The organism is Planctomycetia bacterium (genome assembly GCA_021413845.1).
GTDB lineage: Bacteria > Planctomycetota > Planctomycetia > Pirellulales > PNKZ01 > PNKZ01.
In genome coordinates this window covers 34,592-51,037 of the sequence record JAIOPP010000095.1, presented here as the reverse complement: position 1 = coordinate 51,037, position 16,446 = coordinate 34,592, and the positions used below count along the sequence as shown (strand labels likewise).

General features: G+C 61.2%; 12 protein-coding genes. 7 read left to right on the top strand and 5 right to left on the bottom strand.

What is annotated here, in order from left to right:
* Window positions 1-201 precede the first annotated feature (201 nt).
* The 4 genes from K8U03_17690 to K8U03_17675 all read left to right on the top strand — a co-directional run bounded on the left by K8U03_17690 (window position 202) and on the right by K8U03_17675 (window position 4,898).
* The gene (locus K8U03_17690; protein MCE9606726.1) at window positions 202-1,023 is read left to right on the top strand and encodes a hypothetical protein; all 822 of its coding nucleotides are present in this window, start codon (window positions 202-204) and stop codon (window positions 1,021-1,023) included.
* A gap of 357 nt (window positions 1,024-1,380) precedes the next feature.
* Window positions 1,381-2,640 carry a trypsin-like peptidase domain-containing protein gene (locus tag K8U03_17685; protein ID MCE9606725.1) on the top strand — a complete coding sequence of 420 codons (1,260 nt, stop codon included), beginning with the start codon at window positions 1,381-1,383 and terminating at the stop codon, window positions 2,638-2,640.
* Window positions 2,641-2,781: 141 nt separating this feature from the next.
* The gene (locus K8U03_17680; GenBank protein MCE9606724.1) at window positions 2,782-4,248 is read left to right on the top strand and encodes a DNA photolyase family protein; all 1,467 of its coding nucleotides are present in this window, start codon (window positions 2,782-2,784) and stop codon (window positions 4,246-4,248) included.
* A 119-nt stretch (window positions 4,249-4,367) separates the two neighbouring features.
* On the top strand, window positions 4,368-4,898 hold the full coding sequence (locus K8U03_17675) for a type 1 glutamine amidotransferase (protein MCE9606723.1): 531 nt from the start codon (window positions 4,368-4,370) through the stop codon (window positions 4,896-4,898).
* 257 nt (window positions 4,899-5,155) lie between these two features.
* Here K8U03_17675 and K8U03_17670 read toward each other — a convergent pair whose 3' ends face one another.
* Window positions 5,156-5,437, bottom strand: a complete 282-nt coding sequence (locus tag K8U03_17670) for a hypothetical protein (GenBank protein ID MCE9606722.1) — start codon at window positions 5,435-5,437, stop codon at window positions 5,156-5,158.
* Window positions 5,438-5,764: 327 nt separating this feature from the next.
* Between K8U03_17670 and K8U03_17665 the strand changes: the two genes are divergently transcribed.
* Window positions 5,765-7,360 carry a hypothetical protein gene (locus K8U03_17665; GenBank protein ID MCE9606721.1) on the top strand — a complete coding sequence of 532 codons (1,596 nt, stop codon included), beginning with the start codon at window positions 5,765-5,767 and terminating at the stop codon, window positions 7,358-7,360.
* A 12-nt stretch (window positions 7,361-7,372) separates the two neighbouring features.
* Here the strand turns inward: K8U03_17665 and K8U03_17660 are convergent, their stop codons facing one another.
* From K8U03_17660 to K8U03_17650, 3 genes are all read right to left on the bottom strand, one after another.
* Window positions 7,373-10,816, bottom strand: coding sequence for a pyruvate carboxylase (locus K8U03_17660; protein MCE9606720.1), 3,444 nt, complete (start codon window positions 10,814-10,816; stop codon window positions 7,373-7,375).
* A gap of 226 nt (window positions 10,817-11,042) precedes the next feature.
* Window positions 11,043-11,990: an exo-alpha-sialidase gene (locus K8U03_17655; GenBank protein ID MCE9606719.1), complete on the bottom strand. Its 948-nt coding sequence runs from the start codon at window positions 11,988-11,990 to the stop codon at window positions 11,043-11,045.
* Between the two features lie 14 nt (window positions 11,991-12,004).
* Window positions 12,005-13,270, bottom strand: a complete 1,266-nt coding sequence (locus tag K8U03_17650) for a nucleoside permease (GenBank protein ID MCE9606718.1) — start codon at window positions 13,268-13,270, stop codon at window positions 12,005-12,007.
* 251 nt (window positions 13,271-13,521) lie between these two features.
* Between K8U03_17650 and K8U03_17645 the strand changes: the two genes are divergently transcribed.
* Both K8U03_17645 and K8U03_17640 read left to right on the top strand, forming a co-directional pair.
* Entirely contained in the window at window positions 13,522-14,487 is a 966-nt protein-coding gene (locus K8U03_17645; GenBank protein ID MCE9606717.1) for an HINT domain-containing protein, read from the top strand.
* Window position 14,488: 1 nt separating this feature from the next.
* Window positions 14,489-15,013 (top strand): hypothetical protein, encoded by a 525-nt coding sequence (locus tag K8U03_17640; protein ID MCE9606716.1) that lies wholly within the window; start codon window positions 14,489-14,491, stop codon window positions 15,011-15,013.
* A 76-nt stretch (window positions 15,014-15,089) separates the two neighbouring features.
* On the opposite strand, the gene K8U03_17635 is transcribed toward K8U03_17640, so the two are convergent.
* Window positions 15,090-16,439 carry a Gfo/Idh/MocA family oxidoreductase gene (locus K8U03_17635; GenBank protein ID MCE9606715.1) on the bottom strand — a complete coding sequence of 450 codons (1,350 nt, stop codon included), beginning with the start codon at window positions 16,437-16,439 and terminating at the stop codon, window positions 15,090-15,092.
* Window positions 16,440-16,446 lie beyond the last annotated feature (7 nt).

The window sequence follows — 16,446 nt, the reverse complement described above, 5'->3', positions numbered from 1 at the left end:
ACGGTGACGGTCGTTCCGGTGGTGAAGAGTTTGCGGGTTGTACTGAATTTACGGACGACGGTCGGCCGATGTGATCCTAAGTAGGAGCCGATGGGGGCTTCGGTTTCGGAATCGTTGCGAGTGCCGCATTGTTTAGCTCACCCTCATTAAGTTGAGGATGCGCTGAAGAGTGCGAAGCTCGCGACGCGGCAGGGGGACACTATGAGAAAGCACTTCGCGATCGGCTGTGTAACAGCCGTCGCTCTGGCATGGTCGCTCGGAATGACGGGCTGTTGTTGCGAGCGCAAAGGTCTGGTGTTGCGCGGCGATTGGTCGCTGGAGATGAACCGTGTGCCGCACATGCGGTCGAACGGCCCGACCTACCCGAGCGATGCTTGCGACGCACCGTGCGAGGATGTTTCTTGCACCAGCTGCACAACGACGGGCTGCTCAGCGATTGGCGATGCTTGTATCGACGGCAATTGCGTCGGTTGCCGGCATGGCGGACGAGCCGGCCGCTCCGGCGGAGGTGGCGGAGGGCACGGTGGATACTACGAGCAAGTCCCCGGCGGCGGTTACGAGGGGAACGTGCCGATGCCGGCGGTTCCACAACCGACGCCGGCCGCGCAATCGCGGTTTCATCCCGTGCCGACGCGCCCGGTGTTCGAGCCGCAACGGAGCGTCGCCTACGGTCCGGCCGAAGGCGGCATCGGCAGTCATGCTCAAGGAAGCAGCGGAACGCAGCGTGCGGTCGAGCAACGTCGTGCTCCGCCCCGGCCGCCGGAACCGGCGACCGATCCTCGCGGCAATCGGGTTGCTTTGCGAGGAGTCTCCTCGTCGAGCGAGGAAGTAGCGGCGCCGGCACGAAGCGCCGAGAGCGAGGTAGTGCAAGCCGCGGCTGAAGCGGAAGCTGGCGCGTCGGACTATGTGGCCGCCGAGGCTGCGCTGGAGCCTTCGGAGAGCGAGGTCGCTGAGAGCAGCCGTTCGTCGTCCGGTAGTGCGGCGTCGACAAGTGCTTTGCGGGTCAAAACTCGTCGCAGCTAGTCCCGTCGTTTTTTAGGTCGCTCGGATAATCGGCATATTAAGCAGGACTGTCAGCATTGCGTCTGGAAGACGTAAAGCTGGGGATTCTGTACCGCGTCGGAATTGCCCTGTGAAGGGGCTCTTAAGACCGGGCCGATGAAACGTCCTGGCCGTCGTGCTATCGCAAATCGTGCCCAGAGTGCGCTTTGCGATGACCGAAGGTCGGATCATTCGCCACCCCACCGCGATGAGCTTTCCATGCCCGTGTTTTCCCGACGTCCTTACCGGTGTTTGCGTACTGCGGCGGCGGTACTCGCAACCCTAGGATGCCTGCTGGAAGCTTACGCACTACGAACGGTCCAAGCCTCGGAACTGCGCATGACGCCGCTCGTCAAAGCGGTGCAAGGTGCTCGGCCGTCGATCGTAAACATTCACGGCGAGAAAGTCGTCGCGAATGAAGGGGGCCCTGTCGCGCCCGGCGAACGTCGCCGCGTGAACGGCATGGGCACCGGCATCGTCATCGACGAGCGCGGCTACATTATTACCAACCATCACGTCGTCGACGGCGTGCGTAAGATCCTCGTCACCACGCACGACGAGCAAACCTATATCGCCACGATGATTTCGCACGATCCCAAAACGGATCTGGCGATCATCAAGATCGACGCCCCCGAACCGCTACCGGTCATGAAGATCGGCACGTCGGCGGATCTGATGACAGGCGAGACCGTGATCGCGGTCGGCAATGCGTTCGGCTACGAACATACCGTGACGCAGGGGATCATCAGCGCGCTGCATCGCTCGGTGCAAGTGAGCGATACGCAGAGCTATGAAGACCTGATCCAAACCGATGCCAGCATCAACCCGGGCAACTCCGGCGGTCCGTTGTTGAATATCGACGGCGAGATGGTCGGCATCAACGTCGCCGTGCGAGCCGGAGCACAGGGGATCGGTTTCTCGATTCCGGTCGACAAGGCGCTCAACATCGCCACCGATCTACTCAGCACGCGGCGGATCGATCGCACGTGGCACGGAATGGTCGTCGAAGGGGCCAAGTCGAGCCTCGACGGAGCCGTGTTGAAGGAAGTGCTCGACGATAGCCCCGCGGCCTTGATCGGGCTTCGCGCCGGCGACATCGTGAAGTCGGTCGCCTCGACGCAAGTGCAACGGGTCTTGGATATTGAACGAGGGTTTCTCGGCAAGCAGCCGGGCTCGCCGGTCGAAGTCACGATCGAGCGGGACCACAAGACCGAGAAGTTCGATCTCGTCGTCGCGTCGGTGCCCGATAAGATGCGCTCGTCGGATCGGGTCATGGTTGCCGGCGGCGATCGGTTCTGGTCGATTCTCGGCTTGAAGATGGAGCCGGTTCCGCAACGCCAATTCCAATCGTACCGCACTCGCTATCGGGGCGGCCTCGTCGTGACGGATGTGAAGAACGAAGGCCCGGCCGCGAAGCAAGGAATTCGTCGCGGCGACATCTTGGTCGGGATGCACATCTGGGAAACGGTCACGGTCGACAATGTGAACTACATTCTCGATCGGCCCGACTTCGCGACCCTCGAACCGGTGAAGTTCTATATCGTGCGAGGCACGGAAACGCTGTTCGGCCATATGTCGGTGGCGCGTAACACGCAGTAAGCCTTGCGGCTTCGCCACGCTCGCGAACCCGCAAGCTTGATGCTTTCTCGAACGAAATGTCGTCGGACTCTTCGTGAGCGTTAGAATGGCATGCGACGGCGGCCCGCGCCGTGCTTACGATTCAAAACGGCGAGCCCTTCGATGACTTCTCCCGCTCCGGCCATCGTGTGGTTTCGGCTCGACCTGCGGCTTGCGGATAATCCGGCGTTGCACGCCGCTGTCGAAGCGGGCCGGCCCGTCGTGCCGCTTTATATTTGGTCGCCCGACGACGAAGCCCCTTGGCAGCCCGGAGCAGCCACGCGCTGGTGGCTCCATCATTCGCTGGAAGCGCTCGACGCTTCGCTTCAAACGCAGGGGAGTCGCATAATCTTGCGACAGGGAAATCCTGCGGAGGTGCTCAGGTCGATCGCCCGCGCAACGGGTGCCGATGCCGTCTTCTGGAATCGTCGCTACGAGCCGACGCTCCGTCGACGCGATGCGGAGTTGGAAGCGGCGCTCGTGAGCGAAGGCTTCGACGTCCGCACGTTCAATTCGGCGCTCTTGATCGAGCCCGAGCAAATCGCGACGAAGCAGGGCAAGCCGTATCAAGTCTTCACGCCGTTCTATAAAGCGAGCCTAGTGAAAGCGGAAGGGGCCGAAGATCACGAGTTCGAGGTCGTCGACCGGCCGCCGGCGATCGCCGCGCCTGCCAAGTGGCCGAAGTCGGATGCGCTCCGATCGTGGAAGCTCGTCTCCCCGATCCCTTGGGCCGATGAGTTTTCATCGTGGGCAGTGCCGGGGGAAGCAGCGGCGCAGAATCGCTTGCAGCGGTTCATCGAATGCGGCGGAGTCATGGGCTACGGCGAAGAGCGCGACCGGCCCGACCACGACGGTGTCTCCGGCCTTTCGGTGCATCTGCATTTCGGCGAGTTGGGGCCGCGGCAAGTGCGCGAGTCGTTGCAGTTGTTCGCTCGTAAGGGAGGACTCAACGCGGCAGCGGCGGCCGAGAAGTTTTTGCGACAGATGTATTGGCGAGAGTTCGCGCATCATCTGCTGTTTCACTTTCCCACCACGACCGACGAACCGCTCCGCTCGCAATATGCCGACTTCGCTTGGAAGACCGATCGGAAGCGACTGCGCGCGTGGCAGCGAGGACTGACCGGCTATCCGATCGTCGACGCCGGAATGCGGCAGCTGTGGCAACTCGGTTGGATGCACAATCGGGTGCGCATGATCGTCGGGTCGTTTCTCGTGAAAGACTTATTGATTTCGTGGCGCGAAGGGGCGAAATGGTTTTGGGACACGCTCGTCGATGCCGACTTGGCGAACAATACGCTCGGTTGGCAATGGATCGGCGGCTGCGGTGCCGATGCGGCGCCGTATTTCCGCGTCTTCAACCCCACAAGCCAAGGCGAGAAGTTCGATCCGGCCGGCGACTACGTGCGCCGCTACGTGCCGGAGTTGGCGAAACTGCCGGCCGCTTGGATTCATCGTCCGAGCGAAGCGCCGGCCGAGGTCTTAAAAGCGGCGGGGGTCGTGTTGGGCAAAAATTATCCACAGCCGATCGTCGATCATGCCGCGGCCCGCGATGCGGCGCTCGAGGCGTGGCGCGCGATCCGAACGAAATAACCCGGCGGCAACTCGAAACGACGAACCAGTAGACCTTTTTTGGGATGCCGCAACGGGCCTGAATTCGTCATAATGACGATGACGACGAAACACTGACGCGCAACTCGCCGAGCGGCACCATGCAAAGCATCACGAATCTGCATTTTCTTTCGTTCGTCGACGATGTGTATGAAGACCTCGAGCTGTGGTATCCGAAGCTCCGACTCACCGAGGCCGGTGCGCATGTCACGGTCGCGGGCCCGAAGTCCGACGTCGTGTATCACGGCAAACATGGTTACCCTTGTACGGCCGATGCGCCGATCAACGATATGTCGGCCGATGATTTCGCCGGCGTGATCCTTCCCGGCGGTTTCATGCCGGATAAACTTCGTCGTGAGCCGCACGTGTTGCAACTCGTGCGCGACTTCGCCGAATCCGGCAAGCTGGTCGCCGCGATTTGTCACGGCGGCTGGATCGCGATCTCGGCCGGAGTCTATCGGGGCGTCCGCGTCACCGGCTCGTTGGGTATCAAAGACGATCTCGTCAACGCCGGTGCGATTTGGGAAGATAAGCCGGTCGTCGTCGATCGCCGTTTCGTATCCAGCCGCAAGCCCGACGACCTGCCGCAATTCTGTCGCGGCATCCTCGGCTTGTTCGGCGCTGAATCCTAATTACAACCTCTCCAGGTCTTTCGCGTATTCATTCTTCGTAAGGAGCTCGATCCGTCATGCTTCAGGCGCTCTTCGGTATTATTCTGGTCAGCATTCCGATCTTCGTCGTGATCTACATCGTCGGCCGCATGACGCTCAGCGATTGATTCGCACGCCACCGGCGACACGGCTCATTGCGCGGCGCGTAAAAAAAGGGGAACGTCGAGCGCTTGCTCGCCGTTCCCCCGGTTCGTTCGCCGTTATGCGAGTTGCGGTCGTCAGCTCTTGTGCGAATCGCCGCGAAGATCGTCCAACGAGCGGCCTAAGCGGCGGCGCGGCTTGGCCGACTCCGTCTCTTCCGGCAATTCGGCCGTGGCGACTCCGCCCCCGGTTGCAGCGCCCAGCGCCGCGGGATTCTGCTTCAACATCGAAAGCAGATGCGGGTTGATGTTCTGGTTTCCTTCGAGCGTGCCGACTTGTTCGACCGCATCGGAGAACCCGAGCAATACGGCTCGGCGCACACTGTCGCGAATCCATCCGAACACGTTAGGGTTACTCATGCTCTCTGCCTCCATGCATTGAGATTATGCGGACCGACTCCCTACGGCTTAAATCGACCATCGGGCCTGGGCGCGATCACCGAGAATCGATTCAAAGCGTCTTGAGCAGCGTAAAAAGGCCGCGGCGGCTCGCTGCCGGCCTGGCGGCGGGGGCGTATCGTAGCGAGGCCTGTGCGACGTCGGAAGGGGGATTTTTCGCCGTCGAAACCGACTTGCGTCTTGGGCTCGCACGCCGAAAGGGGTAATCTGTGTTCCGGTTTTGTTAGCAAACGACCACGCGTTTCGATTCTTGCGACGTTATCCGTAAGATTTCCCGCCCAGTTCGCCATGCCTCACGATATCGCCCGTTCCGCTACGCCGCTGCCGGATGCCGCAGGGAAAGCTGCGCCGTCGCGAACCAGCGCCCACGGTTGGCTGAGCAATCGCCCGCTCCTCGCTGCGCTGCTGGCATTCGTCGCCACGCGCATTTACTTCGGCTTGATCTTCGGTGCCGGCACTTCCGATATCGGCGTCTACTTCGACTACGTCGTTCAAGGGGTCGACTTCGGGCTCCCCCCTTACTTCCAAAAGGGAGTTGCCCCGCGCTACTATCGCGACATCCAAAACTTCGAGTACCCACCGGTCGCGTATTGGGTCATCAGCCTGCCTCGCGAGCTTTCCTCCTGGCGTCTGCCGATCAATGCCGACGGGATGGACGTCGAAGGCATGCGCATGGTCGACTCCAAGGGCAAAGTGTTGACCGTCGAGGAGATGAAATGGGTCGAATATCTTAAGTTGAAAGAGGAACACTATCGGCACTATGCCGATCACTTTCGCATCTGGATGCTCCTCTTCGATGTGGCGGGCTTTGCGCTGTTCTGCGCGATCTTGCAGCGCCGGCGGCCGGAGTTTTTATATTGGGGCATGTGGGGCTACACGCTTACCACGGCCTTCCTCGGCTACGTTATGTTCGAGCGGCTCGACGTCGCGCTCACGTTCGCTTTGCTCGCTTGGGCGTATTGTCAGCTGCGGGCCGGCGAAGGAGGACCGAAGACGGTCGCCTGGTCGGCGGCTGCCTACGCGGCGCTCGGAATCGGCATCAGCTTCAAGCTCATTCCGGTCTTACTCGTGCCGTTCGCTCTGTTGTGCGACTTCTACGCGCTGCTGCGACCGCCGCGCCGCTGGAGCTTGCTCGTCGGTCCGGCGGTGCTCGTCGTCACGGCCGCGGCCCCCTTCGCGTACTACTACGTGATCGCCGGCGACGACTTGTGGCGGATGTTCAAGTTCCACTCCGTGCGCGGCGTGCAGATCGAATCGTCGTACGCCACGTTGATGATGCTTCTCGAACCGGCAAGCGAGCTCTTCTGCTATTTCGACTACGGTTCGTGGAACCTCGGCGGAAAGCTGGAGCAGCCGATGTTGGTCGCGTCGACCTGGACGTTGCTCGTGGCGCTCGCCGCCCTCGGCTTGCGCTCGCTGCTCTCGCCGACGATCGGCGAGACCTACGATCGGACGGCGTCGTATCGCATGGCCTGCGTCGTCATTCCGTTCGCCACGCTGCTCGCGAAGGTCTTTTCCGTGCAGTATCTCCTCTGGGCGATGCCGATGCTGCTGCTGGGTGCCGCCGAACGATTCTCGCGGCGCGGCTACATCGCGACGATCGTGCTCGCCGTCGCGGCCTGCGCGATGACAGGCTATCTTTATCCGTATCACTACTTAGACCACATGGTTATCTTTCCGTACACGCACGAGCATTCCGCCCCTTGGACGTTGATCGTCATCGGCGATAACGACGGCGCCTCGGGAGCCCTGACGACGGAACTCCCGCGCACGTTGATGATCGCCCGTAATTTGATCTTCGCAGGGCTCTGCGGGGCGCTCTACTTGCTCACGCTCACCCGTATCGAGAAGGCGCCGGCCGCGGGCTCCGCCGTCGCATCGTAGCCGCAAACAGCACTACTCCCACCGCACGACCAAATCGCCGGCATCCACCGAACTGCCTGCTTGGACCGCGACTTGCGCGATCTTGCCGTCGCGCTCGGCATAAAGGGTCGTCTCCATCTTCATCGCTTCGAGCGACAACAGCTTCGCCCCCTTGGCGACCTGCTCGCCGGCTTTCACCGCGACGTTGACGACCATGCCCGGCATCGGCGCGCCGACCTGTTGCGGGTTGTTCGGATCGGCCTTCGGTCGATGTTCGACCGCAGCCTTTTGCGACTTATCGCGCACGCTCGCTTCGCGCGGCTGGCCGTTGAGCTCGAAGAAGACGTTGCGATAGCCGTCGACTTGCGGATCGCCGACCGTCATCAACTTCAGAATCAACGTCTTCCCCTGCTCGAGCTCGAACGTCGTCTCTTCGCCCGGCTGCGGGCCGTAGAAGAAGATCGGCGTCGGGAGCACGCTCAAGTCGCCGTTGAGTTCTTGTTGCGCGATGAAGTCGCTATAGACGCGCGGGAAGATCAGATACGACACGACATCGCGCTTCGAGGCCGGCCGACCGGTCTTCTTCTCGAGTTCCTTCGCGGCCGCTTCAAGATCGGCCGGAGGAAGGTTCGCACCGGGGCGACCCTTCAGCGGCTTCTCGCCGCGCAGGATCCGCTTCTGAATCGCCTTCGGAAACCCACCCGGCGGCTGACCCATCTTGCCCGAGAGTAGGTCGATCACCGATTCAGGGAACGAGAGATCACGCCGTTCATCCAGCACATCGGCTTCCGTCAGGTTGTTGGCGATCATAAACAGTGCCATATCGCCGACCGCCTTCGACGACGGCGTGACCTTCACGATATCGCCGAGCATTTGATTCACGTCGGCATACATCCGCGTGATCTCATGCCAGCGATGCCCGAGCCCGACCGCTTGCGCTTGTTCGTAGAGGTTCGTGTATTGCCCCCCCGGCATCTCGTTGTGATACACATCGGCGGTGCTCGCCTTCATCGTGCTCTCGAACGGCGAGTAGAACTCGCGGACCGCTTCCCAATATTCGGCCGTCGCTTGCAGTTGGTCAGGGTCGAGTTTCGTATCGCGCTTCGTGAATCGCAGCGATTCGACGACGGAGTTTAAGTTCGGCTGCGAAGTGAGACCGGAGAGCGGTGCGAAGGCGGCATCGGCGATATCGAGATTTTGCTCGGAGCCCTTGATGATCGCGGCGGCTTGCACGCCGCTGGTGTCGTGCGTATGGAAATGAATCGGAATGCCGATCTCTTGCTTGAGCGTTTTGACGAGCAGTTCCGTCGCATACGGCTTGCAGAGCCCGGCCATGTCTTTAATGGCGAGCATGTGCGCTCCCATCTTTTCAAGCTCTTTGGCGAGTTCGACGTAATACTTCAAATCGTATTTCGTCTTGCTCTTGTCGAGAATGTCGCCGCTGTAGCAGATCGCGGCTTCGCAAATGCCGCCGCTCTTGATCACGGCATCCATCGCGAGCTTCATGTTCGGCACCCAGTTTAGGGAGTCGAACACGCGGAACACGTCCATGCCCGCTTGCGTGCTTTCATGCACGAACGCCTTCACGAGATTGTCGGGATAGTTCGAGTAGCCGAGCGCGTTCGAGGCGCGGAGCAGCATCTGGAACAAAATGTTCGGCACCTTCGCGCGGAGATCGGCGAGCCGCTGCCACGGGCATTCGCGCAAGTAGCGCATCGCCGTGTCGAACGTCGCCCCGCCCCACATTTCGATCGAGAACAAGTCGGCATGGTTGCGAGCATAGTGCTCGGCGATCCGGACCATGTCATACGTCCGCAGCCGTGTGGCGAGCAGCGATTGATGCGCGTCGCGCATCGTCGTGTCGGTGAGCAGCAGCCGTTCTTGTTTGAGCACCCATTGCGAAAACTTCGTAGCACCCAGCTCCAAGAATAGATCGCGCGTTCCCTTCGGCAGCGGAAGTTTATGATCGAGCGTCGGCACCGGGGCCGGCTCGCGACGGATCGCTTTCGGCTTTTCCTTGATCGTCGGGTTGCCGTTGACGATCGTCTCTGCCAAGTAGTTGAACAGTCGCGAGGCACGGTCTTGGCGTGCCTGAAACGTGAATAGCTCCGGCGTTTCATCAAGGAAGCGGGTCGTGCATTTGCCGGCCAAGAACTTCTCGTGCGTCACGAGATTGATCAAGAACGGAATGTTCGTCTTCACGCCTCGAATGCGGAACTCCTGCAAGCAGCGCTCCATCCGACCTGCCGCCTCGGAGAACTCGCGGCCCGAGGTAATGACCTTGACCAAGAGCGAATCGTAGTACGGAGTGACCACGGCACCCGAGAACGCGCTCCCCGCATCGAGCCGCACTCCAGGTCCGCCGGTCGAGCGATAGTGCGTGAGCCGGCCGTAGTCGGGAAGAAATTTATTGAGCGGATCTTCCGTCGTGATGCGGCATTGAATTGCGTAGCCGTTCGTGCGGATCGCCTCTTGCGAACCGAGGCCGATCATCGGATCGGCGAGCGTTCGGCCTTGTGCGACGAGAATCTGGCTCCGAATCAGATCGAAGCCGGTCACTTCTTCCGTGCACGTATGCTCGACCTGAATCCGCGGGTTCACTTCGATGAAGTAGAACTTCCCGGTATCGGAATCGACGAGAAACTCGACCGTGCCCGCGCTCTGGTAGTTCACCGAGTGGCCGACCGCGAGCGCCGCATCGCAGATGTCTTTGCGCAACTGTGCGTCGAGATTGATCGACGGCGCAATCTCGACCACTTTCTGGTGTCGGCGCTGCAGCGAGCAATCGCGCTCGTAAAGATGCACGAGTCGGCCGTGCTTGTCGCCCATCAGCTGCACTTCGATGTGCCGCGGACGCTGAATGAACTTCTCGAGAAACACGTCGGTCGAGCCGAACGCATTCAAGCTTTCTCGCTGCGCTTGTTCGAGCGAGTTCGCCAAGTCTTCCGGCTTCTGCACGACGCGCATGCCCCGTCCGCCGCCCCCCTTGGCGGCTTTCAAGAGGACGGGATACACGAGCTTTTCGGCCAGGGCCGCCGCTTCGGTCGCGTTCTTCAGCGGCTCGCTCGACCCGGAGAGGACCGGCACGCCGGCCTTCTTCGCGATGGCTCGGGCCGTGATCTTGTCGCCGAGCTTATCGAGAATATCCGGCGAAGGGCCGCAGAACGTGATGCCGGCCTTTTCGCAAGCCCGCGCCAAGTCGGGATTCTCCGAGAGGAAACCGTAGCCGGGATGCAGCGCATCGACGTCGTTCGCCTTGGCGATGTCGATGATGCCGTCGATGTCGAGATAGGCACGAATCGGTTCGCCGGGCTTGCCGATCTGGTACGCTTCGTCGGCTTTGAAGCGATGCAACGCGAAACGGTCTTCGTGCGAGTAGATCGCTACGGTCTTGATGCCGAGCTCATGGGCCGAGCGAAACACTCGGATGGCGATCTCGCTTCGATTGGCGACGAGCAGCTTCTTAAAGGTCTTGATCACGGGCGCTTTCGAGGCTGGCTGGTGGGCGATGGAAAGGAGCGTTCGAGCTGTCCGAATGAGCGAAGCGGGCGGCGTGGCTCTCGGCGCAGAAGCGGTAGTTTACAGCCTCGCGAAACGGGCTGGTAGGGGCCGAGCGGCACCCGCAACGGAACGTAATCCACATCGCCCGAAGCCCGCGACCGACCGTAGCGATTGCACCGACTACGCAGCGCTGCGGCGACCGTTAGCCCAGCTCTTTCGGCAGCAGCGTGACGTGCCGAATTTTGGTACGGTTCCAGGTATAGGTGATGTGGACCGTCGTGTCGGCGGCTTGGATGATCGCCGGATACGAATACTCGCCCGGCTCTTGTTCGAGCACGAGCGATTGCTTCCAAGTCGCGCCGTCGTCCGTGCTCACGGCCAGCGCGAGCGGCGTGCGCCCGATATGCGACGGGTTGTAGACGAGCACATGCCGGCCGTCGGCGAGCGTGACGGCATCGATGCCGGAATTCGGATTCGGCAAATCGGCGATCGCTTCCGCCGGCGACCAAGTGGCGCCGCCGTCGCGACTGAGCGATGAACAAACTTGGCCGACGGCCCGACTTCGCGCCAAGATCAGCAGCGCGCCGTCGCGCCGGCGGAGGATCGTCGGTTGGATGATGCCGTGCGCTTGCTTCGGATGGTAGATCGGGCCGAGGCGCGTCCAACTCCGGCAGCCGTCGATGCTGCGGTCGACCCAACAGGCCCAGTTCTTGTAAGACTCGACGGAGGTCGGCGAGAGGACCGTGCCGTCTTCAAGCTGGATCGGCTTGTTCTTGATCGGCCCGAGCAGGCCGGCCGGCATAATGAAGCTGTCGCCCCAGGTGCGCCCGGCGTCCTTACTGCGGCGGAAGAAGCCCGACCACGTTTGCGGGCCGGTGCCGATCTTGTAGTAGAGAATGATCTCGCCCGATTTACGTTCGCGAAACAACACCGGGTTCCAACACGGCACGCCGCGCTCTTCCGCGACGACATCCGGTTGCGTCCACTTCACGCCGTCTTCGGAACGCGCGATCCAGATGCGCACGTCCGGCGCACCCTCTTGCGAGCCGGCGAACCAAGCGCATAGATACTTATCGGGCTCACACTCGACGATCGTCGAAGCGTGGCAAGCGGCGAACGGCGCAACCTCGAATACATAGCGGCGATCCATGCGTGAACCTCCGCTTATTTAGCTGACACGGACTTATCGGACTTGTCGTGAAACGCGATGGCGAACAACACCAATACGGCGATCGCTCCGGCGGCCGGATAGAGCCAGAACGCGTGCCAATCGATCGAGCCTCCGGTCGTGACACGCTTTTCGACGACCGAAGACAGCATCGAACCGATGAAGCTCCCGATCCCGAGCGTGACGAAGGCGATAAAGCCTTGCGCTGCTCCGCGGATACGGGGCTCGGCCTCGCGGTCGACATACATCTGGCCGGTCACGAAGAAGAAGTCGTAGCAGACGCCGTGGAGCAAGATGCCCACGTAGAGCATCCACATGTTGGCGTCGACGTTGCCGTTCGCGAAAAGATAGTAGCGGGCTCCCCAACAGGCCATGCCGACGAGCAGCATATACTTCACCCCGAGACGGGCGAAGAAGAACGGGATCAGAAGCATGAAGAAAAACTCGGAGATCTGCCCCCAAGTCATCTTATCGGCAGGGTTCTCCATGCCGATCGAGTGCAAGAAGAAGTTCGTGTAGTTGTAATAGAACTGCAACGGAATGGCGACGAGGAACGAGCCGAGCACGAACACCGCAAACGCCGGGCGACGCAACAGCTTGAGCGACTCGAAGCCGAGAATGTCGCCGATCGTGACCTTCGCGCCGCGGTTCTGCGGAGGCGTATGCGGCAGCGAGAAGCAGTATAGGCCGAGCAGCGCTTGGCCCGATGCGGCCAGCAACATCGGAATGGTCGAAGCCTCGACGGTCGTACCTTGCGTACTATCCCAAACGAACTGCAACTCTTGGCCGACGAACTTAAGATGCTTGCCGACGAACTGACCGGCGAGAATCCAGCCGATCGTGCCGAGCACGCGAATGCCCGGGAACTGGCGACCCGGATCGGTGAGATGGTGGAACGAAAGAGAATTCGTCAGCGCGAGCGTCGGCATGTAGCAAATGAAGTAGCCGATCAGCACATAGTAGATCAGGTTCTGATTCGTCAAGGTCGAGAGGTAGTACATCAGCCCGGCGCCGGCGAGATGCAGAAGCCCTAACATGCGCTCGGAAGAGAAGAAGCGGTCGGCGATCATGCCGACGAAGAACGGCGCGATCATGCCGCCGATCGCCGCGGTGCCGTAGGCGACTCCGGTGAAGCCCGGCTCGAAGAGGTCGCGCCCTTGATCGGTGTTGCCGCCGATGTAGCCGCCGAGAGTGACGAACCACGCGCCCCACACGAAGTACTGCAGAAACATCATCAGCGACAAACGAACACGGATCCCCATGTCGAGCGGCGCGGAACTAGCGGAACCGGAAACAGGCTGCATCGTGATCCCCGTCGGCAAGGAAACGTGAAGGTTGAGCTCGAAACTCGGCAAGCAGAGCCGGCAGTATACCCGGCCGAGTTTACGAAGTCATCCAGTCGCCCAAGCAGCCGATTCTAAAGTAGCAGGCACGTTCCACGTGCCGTAGCCACGCAGGACCTTTCACAACCCACACGGCTTCTTCCCCGAACGACGCAAGTGGCGGACGGCACGTGGAACGTGCCTGCTACGATGCCGGCCGCGCCTCTTCCGGCTCCTTGCGCCGCTGGATCTTCCCAAGGCTGATGCCTATCGCGGTGGGCGATCTGGCCTGGGCCTTCGATCTTGCCCGGATGGAGTGGGTCTTGCGACCGGTCGTGGAGACTTACGAGTTCGACCATGTAGGCGACTTCGTCGCGCTCACGATCGACGAGCAAACGATCGAATCGACGTACCACCATCCGTATTGGGTCGTGTCGGGCCTTGATCTCGAAGACCGCCCGCGGCCCGACCATGTGCGGATCGCGACGCCCGAGCATTCGCAACTGCCGGGCCGCTGGGTCGACGCGGGCGACATGCTCCTCGGCGACGTCGTGCTCCTGATGGACGGACGACAAGTCCCGATCCAAGCGATCGCGCTGCGATCCGTCGTCGAGAAGGTCTACAATCTCCAAGTCCAAGACCTCCATAACTACGCCGTTGGCGAGCTACGCGTTCTCGCGCATAATATGTGCGCCCAAGCAAATGCTCCCGCCAAGGGAATTGGCGAGCCGGTATTGTTCGGTCAACGGCGAGTGTCGCCGTCATTCAGCGTCGATGATGCGTTCCCCAAGACAAGTGGTCGTAGCCTCGCCGATGTTGTCGCCGATTTGCGTAAGGGCGATCTTACTCCCGACGATTTGCCACTGACGGCATTTAGGCATCCCGACACCGGGGCGTTGGTGTCAATGAACACAAGGACGAGAGCAGTCCTTGCGGAAGCCGGACTTGAACCTACTAGAGTTTCGATTGTTGATCTGGCTTCTCTCTCGGCCCGTCAACAACAGAAGTATCTCCGGCGACTTGGCGAAGATTTGATAATTGATTCGCCGCTTCCTGGTGGTCGTGTGCCGGTTACTCCGAGCATGAACGACCTGAGGATCATGAGCCGCCCAGATGGTTCACCGTACATTATTTCAATTCCAGGATTTGGACGCTGATATGCCGCAACTTCACCCACTTATCGTTCCTTGGTCGATTAGTCCTTCGACTCCCTCCTTGGGGTTTGCCTCTCGGAACATTGACGGCGTAAATCACGGATACGTTACGTTCGTTGGTTTCCTTGGTGAGACCACCAAGCTGTGTTCCCAGCATGGGCGATACAAACAGATCGCTGTCGTTTTGGAGCAAGTTCAATTTGCAAAGCTGTATCCCGAGAATTCGGCAAGTGACAGTGCCAGAATCGACGGCTACGACTGGAGCCTCGTCCCAAACTTTGCGGATGAAAACAATGCCCTAAAGGGAGCAACAAGGCGTTTTCAAGACCAATGGAACGCAACGGACCTTTGCCCTCAGCCATCCGCATTTACCGTGCATGACTCCGAACTGCTGAGCGACCTAAGAGTTCCCGTCGATAAGTTCAAGCACTATCTCTTTGTAGGTGATGACTTCAATGTGGAAGTTGTTGCAAAGTCGATGACGTGGCAGGTTGTCGAGGCTCCTGCGGAGGCTGCGTCATCTTCTTGACTCCGCGGGGTGGCACGGACAAATGTCCGTGCGCCGCAGGCGCAAGAAGTCGGGCGAACTGCGGCTGCGGCAAACTCTACAACCCGAGCCAACTCGGTTCCCAGCCTTTGCGATAGGGCTTCGAGACCAATTGTTGCGCCGCAGCGGAGTTCGTGACTTTCAAAGCCGCGGCGTCCCACAGTAGTTCTTGCTTCGGCAGCCGCACGGCGATTGTGCCGAGCATGACCGCTTCCGTCAGCGGGCCGGCGTAGTCGAAGTGCGAAGTCGTTTTCCCGACGCCGCGGCAAGCATCGGCGAACTGCACGTAATGATCGACCGCACCGACCTTCGGCACGTCGGCGGCCGAGAACTTCTCTTCCGGGAACAGCTTCGGCAGCGCGACGTGAGGCACGACGAGCGTGCCCTTTTCGCCGACGAGCGCCGAGCCGGAGCCGGGGAGCTTGAAGCTTGCCGGAATATCGCCGAGCAGTTCGCGCGGCGCGGTGATGCCGTCGCCGTCGTACCAGGTGAGCGGCAGCGTTTCGCCGGCCGTGTACTCGGTCTTCGGAAACACATAGCGCACCGTGGCCCACTTCGTCCACGATTCCTTGTTCATCTCCGGGGCCTCGGCTTGCGCGCTCAAGGGGGCCGTGAGGTGGAGGGCTTTGAAGACCGGGTCGAGGATGTGGCAACCGAAGTCGCCGAGTTGGCCGGTGCCGAAATCTTGCCAGCCGCGCCAATTGAACGAGTGGTACATCCCCTTCACGAACGGCCGCTCCGGCGCTACGCCGAGCCACAAGTCCCATTCGACGCCGGCAGGAACCGGATCGGACGCCGCCGGGCGATCGAGCGCGCGCGGCCAGCGCGGGATGCCCCCTTGCCACGAATGCACGGCCTTCACCTTGCCGATGAGCCCGGCCTGCACGATCGCGACCGCGGTGCGGTAAGCCTCGAACGATTGGATCTGGTTCCCCATCTGCGTGACGACGCCGTGCTTCCGCGCGGCGAGCGTCATCTGGCGGGCTTCGTGCAGCGTGTGCGTAAGGGGCTTCTGGCAGAAGACGTGCTTGCCGAGTTGCATGGCGGCGAGCCCGATCGGAGCGTGCATGTGGTCGGGCGTCGAGACGAGGACGGCATCGAATTGCTTCGCGTCGTCGAGCGTTTTGCGCCAATCGGCGTAGCACTTCGCTTGCGGATACTTTTCGGCCGCTTGGCCGAGGTGCGGCTTCGAGTTGTCGATGTTGCAGAGCGCGACGACGCCGACCGCAGGGCTCGCGGCGACGCCGGTCAGATCGCTCCAGCCTTTGCCTCCCGTGCCGATGCTCGCGATGTTCAACCGCTCGTTCGCCCCGGCGACTCGGGCCCAACTCGCTGCCGGAAACGAAACCGCGGCGCCGGCGGCGGCGAGCGATTTCACGAACGTACGACGAGACGCGCGCAGCGACATAGCGAAG